The following is a 21242-nucleotide window of genomic DNA, read 5'->3' on the forward strand; positions in this document are numbered from 1 at the left end:
GCAACGCTGACCAAGAGCAAATGCTAAAGTTCTCGTTCTAGGTCAATAACATGAGCTTTTTTAAACGTTTTTTCCGAAGCAGTTCCCCATCAACGGTTTCCAGCCAGCGAGATCGAGTTACGGCATCAAACAGCACCAATGCTGCCCCAAGGGAATCCTCCTTGTCAGCCACGACGGATACGGCTTCGATTTATGGCGGTGTGGCTAGCAGGGCGCTGCCAGTTCCTGAAACCTCGACGGCTACAACTCAGTGGTCTAGTTCGGTGCAGACGCTGTTAGATCAGCCTCCTGCAACGCTTCCCTTTCGCCTCATTGTTGGCGGCATGATTTTCAGTGTTGCCTTTGGTGCCTGGGCATGGTTTGGGCAAATCGAAGACGTGGGTAAAGCTCAAGGGCAGTTGGTGCCGCAAGGAAAAACCTACAAAGTTCACCCGATTGAGGCGGGCAAGGTGACGGCGGTGGCAGTGAAAGAAGGCGAGACAGTCCGCCAAGGGCAGGTGTTAGCTGAGTTGGATACTGAGTTGGCACAAAAAGAAGTCGATCGCCTCCAGCAATTACTTAGTGCCTACCAAACCGAATTAGGTCAAAAGCAATCGTTGCTGGAACAAATGGGTTTGTCTGCTCAAACCCGTACCGCGATCGCCTCAGCCGATTTGGGCGCTCAACGCAGTGCGATCGCTCAGGCAAGGGAGAAAGCCGCCACAACTCGCCGATTGCTGGCACAACTGGGAACGGAATCCACGGCTTATCAAGAACGAAGAACCCGCCTAAAACCGCTCACATCAACGCTGCAAGAACGCCTCCAGCAGCTACGCACCGAGGAAGCGGCACATCAACAGCGCTTAGAACGGCTAAAAACGCTGGGGAAAGAAGGAGCAATTTCCCAAGAATATATCTTTCAAGCCGAGCAAGCCTTGCGCGATACGCAGCAGCGCATCACTCAAAGCCAACTGCAAGAAGAAACCAGTACCAACGAGCAATTGTTTCAGGCGGAACAATCCTTACGCGATCGCACCTCGGCGATTACCACAAGCGAAGGCGAACTGGCTTCTGCCCTCGAAGAAGTCGAGCGTTCTCAAAGCGAATTTGCCCGGAAGCAAGCAGAGGGACGCAACATCAAAAACGAAGCCGAGGAGCAAATACAGCAGCTTAAAGTGGAAATTACCCAGCTTGAAGCGAAAATTGCCGAAACGAAAAATTTGCTCGTCAGTGCCCAAGCCAAACTACAACAACGGTTTCTCTATGCTCCTGTTGATGGCGTCGTTTTATCCCTCAACCTGCAAAATACGGGCGAAGTTGTTCAACCCGGACAAACCCTTGCCGAAATTGCTCCCCAAAAAGTCCCCTTAGTTCTCTCCGCCGTGCTGCCGAACCAAGAAGCTGGCTTCGTCGAAAAAGGGATGAGCGTGCAAGTAAAATTCGATGCTTATCCCTATCAGGATTATGGAATTATCCCCGGCAAGGTTGTATCCATTTCCTCTGATGCCAAAGCCGATGAACGGTTGGGGGCAGTCTATCGCGTAGAAGTGGCATTAGACCGCAACTATGTCACCGCCCAGCAAGAAAAAATTTTCTTCAAGGCAGGTCAGACTGCCACTGCCGATATTATCATTCGCCGCCGCCGTATTGCCGATGTATTGTTCGACCCGCTCAAGCAACTGCAAAAAGGCGGAATCAATTTGTAAATGTCAGTTTTTACAGGGAAATAACAATAATGCATCAACGCGCTTCACACACAGACACAGGTCTAGATAAAGCAATGAACCCCGAACAATTTAACCAAATTGTTGAAGCCATTCTCGCGGGTAAGTACTCTTGGGCTTGTGTTTTGATTCTGCGCTTTTCTGGATACAATCCTTTACACTACATTCCTTACCGCACGTATAACCGCTTGCTCAAAGATAACTGTCCCCCTCGCCAAAAGCGCCTGAATAAAGCACGTACTTCTGAGCCATCTGAGCAAGCAACCGCTAACGAACGCTGCACTAAAATTAGCGACCTCGCTTACTTAGAAGCCGTCAGCGCTCGACACAGTAAAGTTCGAGGTGGTGGTATCGCTGCTTGGTTTCGGTGATACACACACAACAGAGGACAGGATTATACTAATGCCCTTTCACAGGTGTTGTGCAATCACGGTATGGGGTGGCAAGAGTCGCCCCATCTCTTCCTTCACCTTCATCTAAATTATCTGTGTAACCACTGAGTGGGCGATCGCCTTCTAATACCAATCCTCTAATTCCCCTCCCCGTGAACACCACCATGGGTTGGGGTGAGGTTCCGACGTCGCCTCTTCATCGGAAATGGGTATAAAAATACGTTCAGCATCCTAAATAAAACAATGTCTTCCTACCTGCTCCCAAGAGGTAGGTTTTTTTGTTAAGTTTGCCGAACTTTAATCAATCCCAAGTTGCAGCCATTACTTTGACAACAGCTTCTATAAAGCAAATTTCACCCTCTAAATTAAAAGTGCAAAAACCGAAAATAAATACACTGAGTTTTTATGAAATTTACATGAAGATTACTTAAAGAAATGATGAATTATTTCTAAATTCTCTATATATAAAACTAGAAAGAAACTGCCAAAATGGCAACATAACCTTTTTGAAAAAGCTAAATTGTTAATACAAAGATTTTGTATCCATAAAACACTTTTCTTGAGGAAGCAATCATGGTTATTTCCGATCTAAATCATCTAGAAGTTGTTACTGAAGAGAAAAATATCCTTGGAGGCGGTCGGTTTCGTCGGATTCCTGTAGCAAAAGCAGAGTCAGTAGCAACTGCAGATGCTATTGGTAGCCGTTATACTGAATCCTACACGTTCACCAGCGCACAATCTGTTGCAGGTCTTTTCTCTAGCTCCGCCTCCGCATCTTTTGCGGAATCTAGAGGTAACTAGATCTAATTTATTAGGCTTTTTACGCATGAAAATCGCTGGAACCTAAACTAACAAAAAGTATTTCAGCGATTTATTTCTGTTCTATAGCTTGATGATTCCAGCAATCAGGTCTGCTACTTAGTTTTAGCTAACTCTAACCTCATTCAATTCACCTAAAACTATCCGTATCCCTTAAAAATAAGGTAAGGAGAGACACAATGACTCAACTCAAAATAGCCGATATTAACTTCTGTGAAACAGTTCTTCAAGAAGAGGGTGGTATTACAGGAGGTCGCATTACACCTCGTGTTTTCACTGCTGCGGCTACTGCCTCTGACACATTTCTAGATGCAAGAGCTAATAGAAGTGGAGACCTCGCCAGTGGATTCACCCTGAATCTTTTCGGTCGCGGTAGTGCTGCTTCTGCCGCTGCTTCCGCAGTCTCCCTCGGCGGTCAGGCATCAGCAAATGCCTATGCTAATGCCAATGAGTAATGTTTCTTAGCCAAAGCTAAATTGATCAAGCTATCAGTGAAAGCAAATTTGTGCTTTAGCTGATAGCTAATGAAATTTTTAAACCTTTAAATTTACTGTCAACAGTTTTACTTGATTCTAACTACTTTTATGTTGTTAGAAAACTTATTCTATGTTAAAAATTTTTGCCTTTAAAGCAAAATATATAAACAATATTTTTTAAAACTATTATGCCAAAATGGCAACTCTAATCAAAAACAGATTGCTACATTAGTAATATCAACAAAGAAGTTGATAACTCATAAAAAGGAGCAAGCCAATGATTATTTCCGACTTAAATTATCTCGAAACTGCTTCTGCTGATGTTGTTGGTGCACATAGTTACAACAGCGTGAATACGACTACTTACAAGCAGGCTTTCGTCAATCAATACTCTGGTGCCTATAGCGAGACATCCGCCGTCTTCGGTGATGACTACGGCTACAGCTACTACGGTAACTCCTCCAGTGCCTACTCCAACGCTAGTTCTTCTAACTCCTCTTACATCAATCAGTAAAACCCTCTAAATTAAAGGAGCAAACCAATGATTATTTCCGACTTAAACTACCTCGAAACTGCTTCTGCTGATGTTGTTGGTGGAGATAGTTACAACAGCGTGAATTTCTCGACTTACAAGCAGGCTACCGTTATTCAAGACTCTGACGCCTATAGCGAAACATCTGCCTTCTTTAGTGATGGCTACGGCTACGGCTACTCCAACGCCTCCTCCAGTGCCTACTCCAACAACTCTTCTTACATCAGCCAATAAACCCCTTTCTCACTTGAAGGAGCAAACCAATGATTATTTCCGACTTAAACTACCTCGAAACTACTTCTGCTGATGTTGTTGGTGCATATAGTTACAACAGCGTGAATTTCTCGACTTACAAGCAGGCTACCGTTATTCAAGACTCTGACGCCTATAGCGAAACATCTGCCTTCTTTAGTGATGGCTACGGCTACGGCTACTCCAACGCCTCCTCCAGTGCCTACTCCAACAACTCTTCTTACATCAGCCAGTAAACCCCTTTCTCACTTGAAGGAGCAAACCAATGGTTATTTCTGACTTGAACTACCTCGAAACTGCTTCTCCTGATGTTGTTGGTGCTGGCGGTTACAGCAGCTTTAGCCTCACCGACTTGAACCTCAAAACTGCCTTAGTCAGACAAGACTCGAAAGCTAAGAGCAGTGCTTATGCCGTTTACGGTAATGCTTACTCTAGTGCCTACTCTTCCAACTACTCTGTCATCTACCAGTATGACTAAGTAGTTTAGTGAGGACAAACAGTGTAGAGATGTCCCAGTTTGACTAACAAAATCTAAAGTATGGAAACCGTAGGAAGCAAAATCAAGGTACCAATGAACCTGATACTTCCTGCGGTTTTACTTTCTAAGAGGAAAACAATGAGTTTAATAGTTATTGCTGAACTTGATTTTTTAGAAGTTGATTCTAGCAAAAATCAACTCAAAGGCGGTTTTTTATTTCCAAATCAGCCTGCGCGTATACCCTTGCCTTCCTTGAGCGGTAAAGGAACTGTTGCCTTTAGCGACATTAGCTCTAACCAAAACGGTACTGAAACTCAAATAAGTTCATACAGTGTAGCCGAGGTTTCTCCCAATGCCCAGGAGGATAGCTTGACTCTTAGTTCTGTATCTTCTTCTTTAATTGTTGTTAATTCGTTTTAGTTGATTCATCGAAGAGAAAAACGCTTTATTTTGTTTATTGCTAAGGAAATGAATAGCGATGACTCAGTTAACTCAAAGCGCGTTTTACCTGACTCTGTTTAGCATAGTAACTGCCGTTGTTCCTGCTGCTCAAGCTAATCCCGTTCATAGTAGTGCGAGTTCTACTTCATCTGCTATCAGCAACAACGGAACTGTGACAGCAACCACGACGACTTCAGCAACAGGCAACGCTACCGCTACGGCTAACGCCACCGCCACTTCAAACAACTACACGGCTACATCTACCTCTTCTTCTACAGGTGGATTTAGCAACAGCTTGTCTACAGCCACGTCTCCAACTAGCCTTCCTAGTAGTAGTAGTGCCACTACTGGCTTTTTTCCAACTGCTACCTCTAGCAGTGCGAGTGCAACAGCCTTTACCTCGCCAACTGTAGCGAATACAACCAACGCGAGTGCTGTTGCACCTACCATTAACTCTGCTATACCGACAAGCAACTTAAGTTCGCCCAGTACCTTTATTGCTGCCTTTTCCACGCCACCTGTTCAAGACGGCGATACTAATTTGGCAGCAAACAAGACGGCTAGCGGCAATGCTTCGACTTCTTTAAGAGTAATTGGACCCTATAGCCGCGTTTTCCCAGGCTTGATTGGTATCGAAGAAGAGCGGTAGAATGACTACTAATCAAGGCTACAGCGATCGCCCTAAGACAAGTTTATACTTTGTTTAGCGCTTATCCGATGCGGTTGACTAACGCAGCCGCATGTTTTCATAGGCGCGAGTCGCTGAATCTACGGAATTCTTTTAGGCAATCAATGGTAGAACGGCAATATGATCTCTTTGTCAAAAGAACCGATTCAACCGGAAGAAATTCTCAGTTTTTTGAAAAAAAAAATTTGTTTCAAAGAAATTTGTCAAGAAATTTTACAGCAACAGATCGTTGATAGAGTTGCTCAAGAAAAAGGCATAGCAGTAACGCCAGAAGAGATACAAACTGAAGCCGAGCACACTCGTCGAGAAAAGCATTTAGAAAAAGCGTCAGATACTCTGGCTTGGCTAGCCGAGCAGATGATTACACCAGAAGACTGGGAAGCGGGAATCCGCGATCGCCTAATTACTCAGAAATTAGCAGAAGACTTACTTTCTAAAGAAGTTGAAAAGTATTTTGCACAGAATCGGCTAGATTTCGACCAAGTTTTGCTTTATCAAATTGTTGTTCCTTATGAAAAAATTGCTTACGAACTTTTTTATCAAATTGAGGAACAAGAAATCAGTTTCTACGAAGCGGCTCACCTTTACGATCTTGATGAAAGACGCAGGCATCAGTGTGGTTATGAAGGAATACTTCATCGCTGGAGCTTGAAACCTGACGTAGCCGCCGTAGTTTTTAGTAGCAGTCCAGGGGAAATAACTCGTCCGCTTAAGACAGAGCAGGGATATCATATCTTCCTGGTTGAGGAATTTATGGCGGCGGAACTAACACCGCAATTGACAGAAGAAATTCGGCAAACAATGTTTCTTGAGTGGCAAAATAGCGAACTCAACTACCTGCTTTACAACCAAAGTTGAAGAAAGACTTTAGTTATTCACAATAAACCTAAACTCGTACTACTAATAACACTATAGGAATAGAATTATGGCTCGCTCCCAAACTGTCAGAAAATGGATAGTTTCCCCGGATGGGAAGGTAATTGTTCAAGCTCACAGTGTGGCTAGTGCTTCTGGCGAGCAGGAAAGCGTTACACATCAAGACATTGCCGTTAAGATTAGTATCGATAGCAGTTACAGCCGAAGTAGTAGCTTTAGTTCAGCTTCTAGTCGCAAGTAGATGAATTCTACAAAATCTTTTTCAATTTCAATCGCCATATAGCAGCTTTAACTCATTCGCGAACAATTGGTAAGGGCGTATAGCTATACACCCCTACACAGCAACCCTAGGGTTTCATGACTCATCTATGGTTGCTACATTCACTGAATTACGGCTACGCAAGAGCCAACATAGACTCTATATTCCCTAATTAGCGAATTTCTTTCTTGCCTTTAAACCAATGCCTGCTAACCCAAAAGTTAGGAGGAAACCAATGGTAGTTGAAGGCTCAGGAGTCTTCACCGTCACTTGATTTCGCTTTGTTTCAACGAACAGCAGGTTAGTGGTATTAGCAAACGTTCGAGAGTAGGATGCTTGAATCGAGCCTTGAGTAAATTTTTCCTTACCAGCAGGAGACTCGATCGTGCTGGAACGTCCAAGAGTCATGTAGGTATTTTGTTGAGTGGTTATAAAATCGCTATTACCCTTAGTATCTACTTTACCCGCAAGTAAAAATGAATCTAGGAGGGTTCCGCTGTCACCGTCAACTATCTGGAATGACACCTCTCCTGAGGCAGTAGCACGCTCTGAATCTAAGTCGTCAACTTCTGCCGTCAGCCCCAGAAACGCTAAGAAGTTAAACGCGAAGGTTTCGCCAGGATTGATTAAAAAGTTTCCCAGCACCCTTGCTTCGCTTTGTGCCAAACCAAAGTAGTTGGTTCCTTCTCCCTCTGCAAAACTTGATGAGCCATTGCAAGCCGCAGGAGTTGTTAGTTTTCTCTCTAGACTACAAGGTAGAGAGAATGAAGGAGCGCTGACAAAAATAGCATCGGCGCTAGCGTCAGTCACCACTGAGGAACCAGCACTCGCGATCGCTAAAGTATCTGTATCAGTTGTTGTCTGAGTGCCTAACGGACTTTGGTTAAAGTTAACTTCAAAACTACCTGTCGATGAGGCAAAGGTTGCTGCTTGGCTAGGAGAAGCAACAAGCGTAGAGGTAGCTACTAGGGGGGCGCAGAATAGTAAGACTTTTTTTCCTATTCCAACCTGAATTTTCATTCGTCTCTCCTCATTAATTACTGCGATTATGTTTTTTAGACAAAGCAAAGTTAGAGAAAAAAGATGCTATTTTCTCAATAACAAAAATGCTGACTCAAAAAGTCTTTTTTCTCAGTTCTACAGGATTTAAACAGCCTTAAAATCTTGTAGAACCTGAATCGTGGTAGACAAGATAACCCTAGTGGTAGACGCAAAAGCGAAATTGAAGTTACTTGAAACGGTGATATTACTTAAGTACTTGTTGCCTATACTAAGTTGATATTTACTGAATATCTTGAAGATAAAGCGAATATACGTAGGAATTAAAAGAAGATTTAGTAAAGACATTTAAGTCTTGCAAAGCCATCCGTAAATTTAATGAGTTGTTTGACAAGCAAACATAAAATTCTTACAAAATACCTACTAACTTCATGAAGCTTTTATAAAAGTCTCAGAAATTTCTGAATAGACTGTAAATTTACTTAGGTAGATAGCAGCAGCCTCACAGGGGAAGAGAAAGCGCTGTAAAAAGGGCGCGATGTCCAAGTTGCTCGGCTGAAGGCGATCGCCCTGACGGGTTCCTTCTCGCCTCCTTGATAACTTCTTAGGAAACTTATTCCGGAGGTACTGAGACGCCGAAGGAATATACGAAGACATTAAAGATTTTGGCGGGAAGGATTGCGTGAAAGCGGACGCTCATCCGCTCTTGTTGGGGCAGTTACTACAGGAGCGTTACCAAGTTGTTCAAGTTCTCAGTGCTGGGGCATTCGGACAAACCTACATTGCCCAAGACACTGAGCGGTTAGACAGTCCAAAATGTGTCATTAAGTGTCTCAAGGCTCACAATCAACACTCAAATTTGCTGCACATTAGCAGGCGTTTGTTCATGGCTGAAGCAGAAACTCTGCAAAAAGTGCATGATCATCACCAAATCCCTCAGCTACTCGCTTGTTTTGAAGAAAATCAGGCATTTTATTTAGTGCAAGAGTGGATTGATGGGCAATCCCTAATGACTGTCTTACCTGACAGGAAGCATGGTGACACGCGGTGGAGTGAAAGTCAGTGTATTGCTTTGCTGCGAGATGTTTTGGGGATTTTAGAGTTTATCCATCGCCAAGGTGTCATTCACGGCGATCTCAAGCCGAACAACTTGATCAGACGCCATTGTGATGGCAAGTGCGTGCTGATTGACTATGGTGCGGCGCATCCGGTTCGCCCTTATCTGCGCCCTCATGCCGTCAAGTTGGCGCAATCTGAGGTATTAACAATTAAGCCCTTTGGTTACTTACCGCTAGAGCAACTGCTTGGACAACCCCAACCTAACAGTGATATTTACGCCTTGGGGATAATTGGCATTCAAGCTCTCACCGGAATTGATCCAGCAAATTTACAAACCAATCCGGATACTAACGAAGTTCTCTGGCGTAATGAAGTATTGGTGAGCAACCAACTGAGTAGCGTGTTGGAACGGATGGTTTGCTATGACTGCAACTCTCGTTACCCGTCAGCCAGAGAGGTTTTACAAGCACTGGAACCCTTATCTTTTGCTGAAGCACCAGTCTTGGTGGCATTTCCTGGCTTTTTGCCCGTTGAGCCTGTTTTGCCTAATGCGATCGCGGAAGTTCTCGCCGACTACTCTTTTCTAATTCCCTCTGAGAACAGCCCTGCTGTTAATGCCGATGCCACACCTCTTGATGTGCAGATCATGAGCGCCGAAACCGAGAGCGAGACTGTAGAGCTTCAGATGAGTTTTAAAGAACTTGCTGCAGCTTTTGTTCCCGATTTGCCGCCGCTGCTTAAGGGAGTGAGTGCGGGAATGGCAGCGACAAATGCTATAACGATCGCCGTTGGGCTATCCTCACTGATCCATGTTGGGGCGTCTAATACTGGCAGCGATCTGTTGTGGCAAGCAACAGAACAGTATCAGGCAGGAAATTTCAAAGGCGCGATCGCTCTTGCTCAATCTGTTCCTAAGGAGAGTACTGTCTATGAAGAAACCCAGGCGGCAATCCAAACCTGGCGCTGGGAGTGGCACAGCGCTACAGCTCGTTTCCAATCAGCACAACAGGCATTTAAGGAAAGTCGGTGGCTGGATGTGGCAGAAGCTGCCCGTCAGATTCCTGATGTCCCCTACTGGCAAGCAAAACTTGCCCCACTGCTAGAGAAAACAGCCCCCAAACTAGAGGCAGAAGCGCACAATCTCCTGCAAAAAGCCTATGATCGAGCCGCGAGCAAAGACTTCGCTGGCGCTCGCAACTATCTCTTACAAATTCCCCAACAAACCTCCATCGGCAGCCAAGTACAACAAAAACTAGCCGAGTATACCCAAAAGCAGTCCATCAAAGCTGATGCCATATTGCAAAAAGCTTACGAACGCGCCGCCAAGCAAGACTTTACCCAGGCGGTAGTCTACCTCAGACAAATATCAGAAGACACCCCCGCCCACAAAACCGCAAAAGTCAAAATTGCCGAGTACACCGCCAAGCATCGTATCAAGGAAGAAGCCGAGGCGCTAGCCGCTTCGCAGAAATCAAAACAATCTCAAATCTCCTCAGCATCTAGTAACCTCAATCCTGGTACTCGTCTCCGTGAAGTGGTAGGAGTAGGGAATTAGTTATCCCTTCGGCGAGGTCAAAAGTTAGAGGTAGGGGCAGAGTCGCGGGGAGCTTGATACGCCAACAAATCGGTAAATCAAGGGGTGTAAAAATTTTGTCAATCAATCAGGAAAGAAAATATTACAACCCTCCTGCACAAAACGCGATTGAAATAAACAATGACACTTTGAAAAACCATCTGTTAGGATAATCGCCGCAGAGATTCTAACGCTCATAACACAGGTGGTAGAGGTAAGCTGCTGATCAATCTAGAAAGTTTCGGCACTAGCCGGATCAGGAAGAGGAAAATAAGGAGAGTGACTGATGTCTGAAGAACCACAACCCCACCAGCCTTGGTGGCAAACGATTCCGGGGATGTTTACGGCAGCCGCTGGCGTAATCACAGCGATAACAGGTTTGGTAATCGCCTTGAAGCCAGCAAATGTTCCTAGTCCTCCAATTAATGCAATCAGTTCGCCCTCAGTTGAGACAACGACCTCACCACCCGCCCAAACTCTCAACCCGCCCTCATTAACTGAAGCAAACATTGTGCCCAGCGATCAGGGAAAACCTCAAAAGAAGAAAAAGAAGTAAGCAAAAAAGAGCGATCGCCCTCTTCCTTCCCTTACCGATAGAGGTAATAAAAAACGCGATCGCTCAAAGACGAATTTATATTCGCTCTCGTAAACTCAATTACACCATTGCTGGCTGCTTCTCCATCTCTTCGCTGTACTGTCCCATGCTGGCAGCACTGTTGCACTTGGCACGGTGCAGAGACAGTTTTTGAGATTTCTCCACATTCGCATCCTCGCCCTTCCAGTTGTCTAGCGCGGGTTGCTGGATAGCACGGGCGTAGGAGAACGTAACGCGCCAAGGCAGTTGCTTATACTTGGCATTCATCGCGTTTAGATGGGCGGAGGAACGCTCCATACTCTGACCACCGGAAAGGAAGGCAATACCTGGAACGGAAGCGGGAACGCAGTCGAGCAAGCACTTTATGGTGGCGTCTGCCACTTCTTCCACACTAGCTTGCTGGGGGCAATCCTTGCCAGAAACCACCATGCTGGGCTTCAGAATCATTTGATCTAAAGCAACGTTTTGCAGATGTAGTTGATCGAAGACGGCAATTAGGGTTTGTTCCGTTACTTCATAGCAACGCTCAATTGTATGATTTCCATCGATCAAGACTTCCGGTTCAACGATGGGAACTAAGCCGCCTTCTTGGCAAAGTGCCGCGTAGCGAGCCAAGGCGTGAGCGTTGGATTCTATGCAGGCTCGGCTGGGAATACCGTCCCCAATTGTAATCACTGCCCGCCACTTCGCAAAACGCGCTCCCATTTTGTAGTATTCAGCAATGCGATCGCGCAATCCATCCAGTCCTTCCGTTACCTTCTCGTTTGGGTGTCCGGCTAACTCTTTCGCCCCTGCATCTACCTTGATACCGGGAATCATGCCGTTACTCTGCATCAGTTTAGGGAAAGGAACGCCGTCTTTTGTAGACTGGCGGATTGTCTCGTCATACAAAATTGCCCCACTGACATACTCATTCAGATTAGGGATTGTCACTAGTAACTCTCGATAAGCACGCCGCTTTTCTTCCGTTGTTGGAATTCCTCTTTGTTGAAATCGCTTATTACAAGTGCCATTACTCTCATCCATTGCCAAAACCCCTTTATTGTCAGCCATCATAGCTTTGGCGGTGGCTTGGAGTTCTTGTGTATATTGACTCATGTGGTTAATACCTCTGTAATTTTCTGCTTTAAATTTCTGAGCTTATTGCTATAAATTTGCAACAATTTTGTTAACTGTCAAATCAGCTTTCAGCACGAATGCGGGGAACATTCGATGCTGACAAAGCCTTTAATCCCTGAGGGAGTAATTTTGTTCTTCAGCAATTAGCCTAACGAGTGAAGCGCTTACACCTTTAAGAGCACAAGCTATTGCTAACAATCTAGGTTGCTGAGTTAACTGGCGATCGCAATAGCTGAAAGTTCCTCACTCTAGCTCAGTTGAGCCAAACCGATATCGGAAGTGTATTTCAACGCCCAATTCATCTGATTTAAGCAAAGGCTGCTACTCAGCTTACTTTTTCCCTCCTCCTAAAACATCCCTCAATGGTTGTGAATTATTTATTAAGATTTGGTTAAATAAAATCAGAAATGGTGTAGAGCATCCTGGTAGAACTGAGACCTCTAGACAACTAGAACAGCGATCGCGTAAATCTTTACAGAAACCCTTCTAGTTGACGTTGCAAAATCTTCTGCCAGGATGCATTGACTTCTTAAGTATTAAAAAGTCGGATAACGAGCCAATACTCCGGAATTTCTACTGCTAATTAAAAGAATTTTCCATTTGTTGGCGGTAAACAAGGTCTTGAATCGGAGTGCAGACAAGTTTTTCTTTTCTTCCCTGTGCTGCTTGATTTAAAACCTGTTCAACGATGTTATTACGAACTCCATAGGGTATTTCTGTGTGACAGTGAAGACAAAACCAGTAAGGTTTTCCTGAGCGGACGTGAGACATTAAAGTGTAAGAACAGAAGGGACAGGAATGCTGATTTAGCATGAAAGTTCTCCCTGAAAGCTAAGGTAAGAGGTATAGCATTGAGGCGATCGCTCTTTGTACCCTTACGCTTTTAATTCTCCTTAAATATCAAAGAAAGTTCCTGAATGTTTTCATAACTAAACAAAACTTGTATAAGCGTAACTGAGGTCAAAGGGAAATATGCCTCTAACCTCTCCAATTAATTAGGGCAAGAACTTTCAGTAGGCTAGTGCAATCGTAGTTGAACAAATAGGGATGGCTGATATGAAGAGAGCGGGGAATGGGACTGCCGCCCTAAAGTGGGTTGATTCCTAGCCGATGACCAAAAAGTTCGTCAGTCCTGCTCAAAATCAATCCCAACTCTAGACTCTTTGCCCAATCCCCAATTAATTACTTCTTAGGCTGAGCGGTCTTTGCGGACTTTTTGAAGTAAGCCTCCATTATTTGACGCACCATTGGGGCAGCGACGGAACTACCGCCACCACCGGAGTGCTCGGCAAATGCCACAACGACAATCTCCGGCTTATCCGCTGGCGCATAACCTCCAAACCAGGCATGAGGTTGACCGGGAGGAGCCTCTGCCGTTCCGCTCTTACCCGCAACAGGGGGCAGGTGTTCAACCGATAAGATTTTCCCTGTCCCACTGGAAACCACCGCTCGCATACCGTTTCGCAGAGTTTGTAGAGTTTGGGGCTTGAGGTTGAGAGATTCTTTCCAGGTTTTCGAGCCTTCGTTGTCCTTTAAAAGGTGAGGCTTGACGCGATAACCGCCATTAGCAGGCGCAGAAAACATCACTGCAACTTGTAAGGGAGTTGCCTGGGTAAATCCCTGACCAATGGACATATTGACCGTATCGCCAACCGTCCATTCCCAGTTGTAATTTGCCTGCTTCCATTCATTATCGGCAACCAACCCAGCGGATTCTTCTGATAGCTCAATTCCTGTTTTTTGACCAAAGCCATAGCGACGTGCCCACTGAATCAGCGTCGGCCCGCCAACACCTTTGCCGATTTGACCATGGAAAGTATTACTACTCATCGCCATTGCTCTGACATATCCCATCGGGCCAAATCCTGCCCGGTTCCACTCTCCAAAAGAGACTCCTCCGACCCGCAGATAAGCAAATGTTGGTAGCACCGTACTGGGAGGATATTTTCCAGATTCCATGCCTGCTGTAGCTGTAACGGCTTTAAAGGTACTGGCAGGAGGAAAGCCTCGCAAAGCACGATTAACAAAGGGATTGCCTCGTCCTTGGAGTTGTTTCCAGGTTTCTGGGGTAATACGGGTAGAGAAGATATTGGGGTCAAAGGTGGGACGGCTCACCATTGCCAAAACCCCACCATTGTTGGGGTCGAGTACCACAATCGCGCCCTTGCGATTTCCTAAAGCCGCCTCTGCTGCTTTTTGAATCTCAAGATCAAGGGTGAGAGTCATGTCCTTGCCCGCTTTTGCTTCTTTCTCTCCTAAAATCCGCAAAACCCGACCTGAGCCATCAACTTCTACCTGCTGACCGCCCCACTCGCCTCGAAGGTGTTTTTCAAAGGATTCTTCAATCCCCATTTGACCAATAAAATCACCGAGACGATAGCCTTCCTCCTTGTGTTCGGCGAGTTCTTCGTCGTTCATTTCTCCGGTGTAACCGAGAACGTGAGCGCCTAAATCGCCGTTGGGGTAGTCTCGCACCGCTTCGATATCTACCTCTACCCCAATTAATTCGTTGTTATATTCCGCTAAAGCCGTAATCTGGGCAGGACTAATGCCACGGGCAATGCGAATCAATGAAGGCGAGTTGTAGCCAGCTTTTTCTAGGCGAGTCTGAATCTCGGCTTCAGGAATCTTTAAAATCTCCGAAAGATTCGCCAGGGTTTCTGGCCATTCCGACTGTTTACGAGCAATCGGCCAAAGAAAAACGGAGTGAGATAATCGGCTACTGGCTAAAATCTTGCCTTTGCGGTCAAAAATATTACCCCGTACAGGCGGCTTGGGAATCAAACGAATACGGTTATTTTCCGCAAGTTGACGGTTCCGTTCTCCCTGAGCAATCTGGAGATAAGCTAAACGAGAACCGATCCCCCCTAGCATAAAGATGGAGACGAAGAGCATGAGAACTACCGACTGGTAACGGCGTCCAACGTTACGGCTAGTCGATTGACGTCCAATAGAAGTAGAAGTAGAAGTAGGCCGAACTAAAGTCATAAGTGTTTGTCAGTGGTCAGTTATCCGTTGTCAGTAGTCTGAAGGCAGGTTGTAGGTTACGAGAGCTTGAAAGTTTTCTTTTATGCTCTTTACCGATCCTTTGGGAACGCCTACGGCGAACAACTTTTCAACTTTCAATTCCTTGACCAATACTGATGAGCGATCGCCTAACGGGTCAAGGAACATCAATAGTTAACCAAATTTAAGATAAAACTTGCAAATCCTCAAAGCATAGCACCGAATGGACAATCTCTTTATCTGTGTAGATATTACTGTCGGCAGAGGTTTAGTCTCAGTCTTAAGACGGATAAAATAAATCAAAGTTCGTTATCTTGCGTCCTAAACTCGCCAAAATAGAGCCAGCCAGCACATCTTTATCACCGCCCTTTTACGTACATCCCTATGTCTCAAACTCCTCTCAAAGAACAACGTTCTCCGGAGACAGCGACTGCCCTTGATGTTGAACTTCGCAAAGTTTTTAAAGTCTTCAATGGCGAAACCGCTGTCCGTGGTGTTGATCTAGAAATTCACTCAGGAGAATTTTTCAGTATTCTCGGTCCTTCAGGCTGTGGAAAAACAACAACCCTTCGCCTGATTGCTGGGTTTGAGACGCCTTCAGCCGGGGAGGTGCTAATTCAAGGTCAGTTGATGAATCATACTCCGGCTTACAAACGCCCGGTAAATACAGTGTTTCAAAGTTATGCCTTGTTTAATCACTTGAGCGTATCGGAAAACATCGCTTTTGGGCTACGGCTGAAAAAATTGCCAGGAGCAGAGGTAGAAAATCGGGTCAAAGACGCACTCCGTCTGGTGCAAATGGACACTTATACCAATCGCTTCCCCGCCCAGCTATCTGGGGGACAGCAGCAACGAGTTGCCCTAGCACGAGCGCTAGTAAACCGTCCAGCCGTGGTCTTATTGGATGAACCGTTAGGGGCGTTAGACTTTAAGCTGCGTAAAGAGATGCAGGTGGAGTTGTCTAAGCTGCATCAAGAGCTAGGGCTGACGTTTGTGATGGTGACTCACGACCAAGAAGAGGCGCTGAGTCTGTCCGATCGGATGGCGGTGATGCGTTCGGGGAAAATTGAGCAGATTGGTTCTCCCACGGAAATCTACGAACGCCCTCGGACGCCGTTTGTGGCTGATTTTATTGGCGATACTAATTTGTTTTCGGGGCGTGTGGAGGCGGCGGATGTCTCCTCAATGCAGGTGATTACAGAGACAGGCTTGAAGATTGTAGTGCAGACGCAAGACAAGCCCAGCACAAACTCATCACGGGATTTGGTAGTGAGCGTGCGACCGGAGAAAATTCATCTGAGTCTAGAACCAGTGGCTTCACCCACGAACTGCTTTGAAGGACGCTTAAAGCATGTGATGTACTTGGGGACGCATGTTCATTATGTCGTGGAGTTGCTGAGTGGCGATCGCATCATGATCAGACAACCCAGTACTAAGCAGTTACCCGACCCCCAGACTCCGGTTTATCTCCATTGGGCAGCAACCGATTGCCTCGCGTTGGGGGAGTAATGCCCTAAAATGCCTCTACCAGGATTGACGGAGTTTTTGCAAGAGCTGGAATCTCACTGCCATACTCAGGCGATCGCTACTTTTCTCAATGGGCAAGGTGAGTCCTTGGGGATCGAGCTGACTCGCCATAGACAGTGGGTAGAGTACGGCGAGCATCACACCAGCAAAGCCCTGTTCATGGCAAAACTAATCAACGGCTGCGAACCTGTAGCCTCACTGATTCTCCGCTCCCTCACCTCAGAAATCGACGAACTGACACAGCTACCCATTAAAGAAATAAGAGGCTACATTCTTCAACGTCACGGTGACGACTTGAGCTTTGAGAAACTTCCTCCTACTACCATGTTTGCCTGCCACAATACAGACGCCGAAACAGGGGAAGTGCTCCCTCTCGAACAATCAGTACGATACTGTTGAAGTTATTAGTCTTTTTTTTCCTTTAAATCTCATCCTGGACTACAAAAAACTGCGCTAACCTACTTCATCCTTCATACTTAATTCCCTATCTCTAACTAACCGTGCCTCCAACTGCTCATCGCTCATTCTATAGACGTTCAACTCGACGTCAGTTCTTAAAAACAGCGACAACGGCTGCACTCTCTGGGCTGGCGTTGTCTGGGTGTGGCTGGACGCTAGCAAACGTGCGACCAGCCGCTAGCAGCAGCGGTTCCTCAGATGAGCTATATATCTACACCTGGTCTGGCTACACCGACCGCGATTTGCTGGAGCGCTTTCGCAAAGAAACGGGAATCAGGGTGATCGCGGATGTCTTTGACTCCAATGAGGCGATGCTAGCGCGGATTCAAGCAGGTGGTGGGGGGCCTTACAGCATCATTTATCCCTCTGACTACATGGTGCAGAAGATGGTGGACTTGGGGATGTTAACAGTACTTGATTATTCCCGCATTACGGGGATGGATCGGCTATTTCCTCGGTTCCTCGATCCGAAATATGACCCAGAGAACAAGCACAGCATCCCTGTGAGTTGGGGTACAACCGGGTTAATCTACAACACCCAAAAACTACAACTCCCCCCTGAAGATTGGAATTACCTTTGGAACAATCAACAGCAACTTTCCAAACGAATGACGTTGTTGAATGACTTTCGCGAGGTAATGGGAGCAACATTAAAAATGCTGGGGTACTCGTATAACACTACCGATCCCCAACACATTAAACAGGCATACGAAAAGCTAACCCAATTGAAAAGCGCGATCGCTTCCTTCACCTCAGATGCTTGGCGACCCCAGGTACTAAGCGGGGACTTGTTTGTCGCCATGTGCTACTCCTCCGATGCCAATGAAGTGATGGAAGAATCGGAGAATTTGCAATACGTACTTCCTAACAGTGGTTCTTCCCTCTGGAGGGACACCCTTGTAATTCCCCAAACCGCTCCCAATCTTGAAGGAGCCTATGCCTGGATGAACTTTATGTTACAGCCCGATGTTGCCGCTCAAATTTGCCAGCGCTTAAGTTTTGCGACTCCTAACGAAGTTGCCTTCAATCTGTTACCCCCGGAAGTTAAAAACAATCCCAGTCTCTTTCCTCCAGAATCTGCCCTAGAAAATTGCCAAAGCATTGTGCCAATTGACGAGGCGCTTCAATTGTATGAGCGCTATTGGACGCAGTTGACTAGTAGCTAAATCAAGACAAGATCAAGGGTGAAACATTACAAGATTCATAACCACTAACCACTGACTATTGGTAAATTGTGTCTACCCAACTTACTCCTCCTGGCTTACCCAATCCTGCTGCAACTGATAGCATTGCCGAGCCACCTGTGCTGGTTAATAAAAGACATCCTCGGCTGAGTTGGCTGGAGCCTTTGGTCTTTCTAGGGCCAGCGGGAATTTGGTTGATTTTGCTGCTGGTGCTGCCGACGTTGGTGATTTTCGAGCTAAGTTTGGTGCCGAATATCAAACCAGGGCAAGTAGTAAATCCTTCGGGACTGGAGAACTATCTCCGGGTGTTTGAAGGAATTAATTTATGGGTAATCAGGCGATCGCTTACTTTTGCAGTTGGTAGTACCATCATTTGCCTGCTGCTAGCCTTTCCCGTCGCCTACTGGATCGCTCAGATAGCACCAAAGCGTTGGCGCAATCTTCTGTTGCTGGGGTTCATTTTGCCCTTGTGGACTTCTTCACTGCTGCGTTCCTACGCTTGGATTACTATCTTGCGACCAACTGGAGTACTCAACAGCCTCTTGGCTAGTATTGGCTTACCGACGTTGCAGTTACTCTATAGTGAGCCTGCCGTTTTAATTGGAATGGCGTATAGCTTTTTGCCCTACATGGTGTTGATTCTTTACGCTTCTTTAGAAAAGCTAGACCGCCGTCTTCTTGAAGCCTCGGCTGATTTGGGAGCCAACCCGATTCAAACCTTTTGGAAAGTGACAGTACCGCAATCGATGCCCGGAATTGCAGCGGGGTCTTTACTAGTATTCATCAGTGGTTTAGGAGATTTTGTCGATCCTGAATTACTAGGAGGTTCGTCGAGTATGACAATGGCGCGTTTGATTTATAACCAGTTTTTACTATTACAGAACTGGGGGTTTGGTTCAGCGTTGAGTATGGTGTTGATTTTTGCTGTGAGTATAGCGATCGCGCTTTTGCTCAAATACGGCGACACAAGCGCCCAAAAGTAAGTAGCCAGGAAAGTCAAAGGCGCTGCTGTACCCGACTAGTTTTAAGAGAATTCTCTACTGTGTGTAATCTCAATCAACCACACTGCCTGTTTTGTTGAGCTAAGATCCTGGGCGATCCGTCATATCCATCCCTAGGCAGATGAACATCCAGGAATTTATCTTATCTATCAACGGCAATGCAGTTTTGATAGCTGCGGATGGTAATTATTTGGGACTAGTTTCGAGCAATCAGAAACATCAAGATTCGATTTGCAATCCCAGAGGGCAATATGGCGACTCTTGGGGAAGTTTTAGCATAAAAAATCAATTTGGGCAATATGGCGGTCAATTTGGAATTCGTAGCCCTTATAACCCTTTCTGTCAAGAGCCGCCAGCCATTGTTTATCAGGATAGGATCGTTTTACGAGTAACCCAAAGTAATCATTACCATTTCTACGGTAAAGAACCGCTCATTGATCCTGATGTTTTATTTGGGATTTTGTTCTCCGTAAGCGGTTATTCTCAACCTGCTGCCAGTAGGAGTCAATATTCAGGCGGTTCCTACCAACCCACTACTACTCAGTCCTACTCTTCTCATAGAGCATCTTCCTATCAAGCCCCAGCTCCACAAACTGATCATTATGATTGGTTTGACGCTGGCAATGAATTTCTAAAATCTCAGCAGTATGAAGAAGCGCTTTCTTGCTTCACTCAAGCCGTTCAGCTCGATGCTAACTATGCTATAGGTTGGTACATCCGAGGCATTGCACTAGCTCAGTTACAGCGCTACGAAGAAGCAATTACTTCCTATGAGTACGCAATTCAATCAAACGGTGACTGGGGCAATAGAAGTCCTACGGATGCTTGGCATTTCAGAGGAGATGCTCTACTTCAATCACAGCGTTATGAAGAGGCGATCGCTTCTTACAATCAAGCCGTTCAGCTCAATGCTAACTATGCTATAGGTTGGTACAACCGAGGCATCGCACTATCTGAGTTACAACGCTACGAAGAAGCAATTACCTCCTATGAGTACGCAACTCAATCAAGCGGTAACTGGGGAAATGTGAGTCCTGCGGATGCTTGGTATTCAAAAGGAAATATTCTACTTCAATTACAACGCCAAGAAGAAGCGATCGCTTCCTACGATCGAGCCATTCAAATCAAACCCGATATAGTTGAAGCTTGGTATAACCGAGGTCTTGTACTCAGAGACTTACAACGCTACGAAGATGCGCTGGCGTCCTTTAACCAAGCCCTTCAAATCAAACCTGATTGGTTTGAAGCTATATACACCCAAGGATTAACTTTATTCCAATTAAAGCGTTATGAAGAAGCATTGGCTTCCTTCGATCGAGTCATTGCGGTTAAGCCTGACTTAGCTGAAGTATGGTTTCTTCGAGGTTCTGCCTTGGCGGAACTCGAACGGTGTGCAGAAGCACTCATCTGCTCAGATCAAGTAATACGACTCCAACCAGAAACCAGTAACGGTTGGGGTTTACGAGGTATAGTGCTAGCAAAATTAAAAGTATACGAAGACGCCCTCGTTGCTTGCGACAAAGCGATTCAAATCCAAACTGATCACTTCATTGGGTGGTATGGCAAAGCTTGCTGTTATGCCTTGCAAGGTAACGTTGAGCTAGCCGTAAAAAATCTTCAGTGGGCAATCGACCTTGAGCCAACATGCCGAGAAGGTGTCAAAACAGATCCAATCTTTGCCGCAATTTGCGAAGATGAGCGTTTCAAGCAGTTGGTTCCATAGACTTTTACCTAGATCTCAATCGGCAATGCTTGCTGAAGCTGTGACAACACTGGCTTTAATTTATCACTCGGAAAAGTTAAG

General features: G+C 45.7%; 23 protein-coding genes. 19 read left to right on the forward strand and 4 right to left on the reverse strand.

The window, feature by feature from the left end:
* Positions 1 to 50 precede the first annotated feature (50 nt).
* Positions 51 to 1685: a beta-barrel domain-containing protein gene (locus AC5JR3_RS20980; protein ID WP_495848514.1), complete on the forward strand. Its 1635-nt coding sequence runs from the start codon at positions 51 to 53 to the stop codon at positions 1683 to 1685.
* Positions 1686 to 1714: 29 nt separating this feature from the next.
* Entirely contained in the window at positions 1715 to 2074 is a 360-nt protein-coding gene (locus tag AC5JR3_RS20985) for a HetP family heterocyst commitment protein (RefSeq protein ID WP_495848515.1), read from the forward strand.
* A gap of 28 nt (positions 2075 to 2102) precedes the next feature.
* Here AC5JR3_RS20985 and AC5JR3_RS20990 read toward each other — a convergent pair whose 3' ends face one another.
* On the reverse strand, positions 2103 to 2261 hold the full coding sequence (locus AC5JR3_RS20990; RefSeq protein ID WP_495848516.1) for a hypothetical protein: 159 nt from the start codon (positions 2259 to 2261) through the stop codon (positions 2103 to 2105).
* Positions 2262 to 2668: 407 nt separating this feature from the next.
* On the opposite strand from AC5JR3_RS20990, the gene AC5JR3_RS20995 reads away from it, so the two are divergent.
* The 10 genes from AC5JR3_RS20995 (at position 2669) to AC5JR3_RS21040 (ending at position 6898) form a co-directional block, all read left to right on the forward strand.
* Positions 2669 to 2896 carry a hypothetical protein gene (locus AC5JR3_RS20995; protein WP_495848517.1) on the forward strand — a complete coding sequence of 76 codons (228 nt, stop codon included), beginning with the start codon at positions 2669 to 2671 and terminating at the stop codon, positions 2894 to 2896.
* Positions 2897 to 3093: 197 nt separating this feature from the next.
* A complete protein-coding gene (locus AC5JR3_RS21000; protein ID WP_495848518.1) occupies positions 3094 to 3369 on the forward strand; it encodes a hypothetical protein in 276 nt (91 codons plus the stop codon).
* A gap of 298 nt (positions 3370 to 3667) precedes the next feature.
* A complete protein-coding gene (locus AC5JR3_RS21005; RefSeq protein WP_495848519.1) occupies positions 3668 to 3904 on the forward strand; it encodes a hypothetical protein in 237 nt (78 codons plus the stop codon).
* 27 nt (positions 3905 to 3931) lie between these two features.
* Complete coding sequence (locus AC5JR3_RS21010) at positions 3932 to 4156, forward strand: hypothetical protein (RefSeq protein WP_495848520.1); 225 nt, start codon at positions 3932 to 3934, stop codon at positions 4154 to 4156.
* A gap of 29 nt (positions 4157 to 4185) precedes the next feature.
* Complete coding sequence (locus tag AC5JR3_RS21015; protein ID WP_495848521.1) at positions 4186 to 4410, forward strand: hypothetical protein; 225 nt, start codon at positions 4186 to 4188, stop codon at positions 4408 to 4410.
* A 29-nt stretch (positions 4411 to 4439) separates the two neighbouring features.
* Complete coding sequence (locus tag AC5JR3_RS21020; RefSeq protein ID WP_495848522.1) at positions 4440 to 4652, forward strand: hypothetical protein; 213 nt, start codon at positions 4440 to 4442, stop codon at positions 4650 to 4652.
* A 60-nt stretch (positions 4653 to 4712) separates the two neighbouring features.
* Positions 4713 to 5072, forward strand: coding sequence for a hypothetical protein (locus AC5JR3_RS21025; RefSeq protein ID WP_495848523.1), 360 nt, complete (start codon positions 4713 to 4715; stop codon positions 5070 to 5072).
* A gap of 58 nt (positions 5073 to 5130) precedes the next feature.
* A complete protein-coding gene (locus AC5JR3_RS21030; protein WP_495848524.1) occupies positions 5131 to 5742 on the forward strand; it encodes a hypothetical protein in 612 nt (203 codons plus the stop codon).
* 159 nt (positions 5743 to 5901) lie between these two features.
* Complete coding sequence (locus AC5JR3_RS21035; protein WP_495848525.1) at positions 5902 to 6639, forward strand: peptidylprolyl isomerase; 738 nt, start codon at positions 5902 to 5904, stop codon at positions 6637 to 6639.
* A 67-nt stretch (positions 6640 to 6706) separates the two neighbouring features.
* Positions 6707 to 6898 (forward strand): hypothetical protein, encoded by a 192-nt coding sequence (locus AC5JR3_RS21040; RefSeq protein WP_495848526.1) that lies wholly within the window; start codon positions 6707 to 6709, stop codon positions 6896 to 6898.
* A gap of 186 nt (positions 6899 to 7084) precedes the next feature.
* Here AC5JR3_RS21040 and AC5JR3_RS21045 read toward each other — a convergent pair whose 3' ends face one another.
* Entirely contained in the window at positions 7085 to 7936 is an 852-nt protein-coding gene (locus tag AC5JR3_RS21045) for a PEP-CTERM sorting domain-containing protein (protein WP_495848527.1), read from the reverse strand.
* 661 nt (positions 7937 to 8597) lie between these two features.
* On the opposite strand from AC5JR3_RS21045, the gene AC5JR3_RS21050 reads away from it, so the two are divergent.
* Positions 8598 to 10529 (forward strand): protein kinase domain-containing protein, encoded by a 1932-nt coding sequence (locus tag AC5JR3_RS21050; RefSeq protein ID WP_495848528.1) that lies wholly within the window; start codon positions 8598 to 8600, stop codon positions 10527 to 10529.
* 304 nt (positions 10530 to 10833) lie between these two features.
* Entirely contained in the window at positions 10834 to 11103 is a 270-nt protein-coding gene (locus AC5JR3_RS21055) for a hypothetical protein (protein ID WP_495848529.1), read from the forward strand.
* A 99-nt stretch (positions 11104 to 11202) separates the two neighbouring features.
* Here the strand turns inward: AC5JR3_RS21055 and AC5JR3_RS21060 are convergent, their stop codons facing one another.
* Entirely contained in the window at positions 11203 to 12240 is a 1038-nt protein-coding gene (locus AC5JR3_RS21060; RefSeq protein WP_495848530.1) for a class I fructose-bisphosphate aldolase, read from the reverse strand.
* Positions 12241 to 13443: 1203 nt separating this feature from the next.
* The gene (gene mrdA, locus AC5JR3_RS21065) at positions 13444 to 15249 is read right to left on the reverse strand and encodes a penicillin-binding protein 2 (RefSeq protein WP_495848531.1); all 1806 of its coding nucleotides are present in this window, start codon (positions 15247 to 15249) and stop codon (positions 13444 to 13446) included.
* Between the two features lie 402 nt (positions 15250 to 15651).
* Here mrdA and AC5JR3_RS21070 point away from each other — a divergent pair, with 402 nt between their 5' ends.
* The 5 genes from AC5JR3_RS21070 (at position 15652) to AC5JR3_RS21090 (ending at position 21161) form a co-directional block, all read left to right on the forward strand.
* Complete coding sequence (locus AC5JR3_RS21070; protein ID WP_495848532.1) at positions 15652 to 16776, forward strand: ABC transporter ATP-binding protein; 1125 nt, start codon at positions 15652 to 15654, stop codon at positions 16774 to 16776.
* 9 nt (positions 16777 to 16785) lie between these two features.
* Positions 16786 to 17193, forward strand: coding sequence for a hypothetical protein (locus AC5JR3_RS21075; protein WP_495848533.1), 408 nt, complete (start codon positions 16786 to 16788; stop codon positions 17191 to 17193).
* A 101-nt stretch (positions 17194 to 17294) separates the two neighbouring features.
* Complete coding sequence (locus AC5JR3_RS21080) at positions 17295 to 18419, forward strand: ABC transporter substrate-binding protein (protein WP_495848534.1); 1125 nt, start codon at positions 17295 to 17297, stop codon at positions 18417 to 18419.
* A gap of 122 nt (positions 18420 to 18541) precedes the next feature.
* The gene (locus AC5JR3_RS21085; RefSeq protein WP_495848606.1) at positions 18542 to 19420 is read left to right on the forward strand and encodes an ABC transporter permease; all 879 of its coding nucleotides are present in this window, start codon (positions 18542 to 18544) and stop codon (positions 19418 to 19420) included.
* A gap of 139 nt (positions 19421 to 19559) precedes the next feature.
* Positions 19560 to 21161: a tetratricopeptide repeat protein gene (locus AC5JR3_RS21090; protein ID WP_495848535.1), complete on the forward strand. Its 1602-nt coding sequence runs from the start codon at positions 19560 to 19562 to the stop codon at positions 21159 to 21161.
* Positions 21162 to 21242: the final 81 nt, after the last annotated feature.

The organism is Kastovskya adunca (assembly GCF_059505785.1).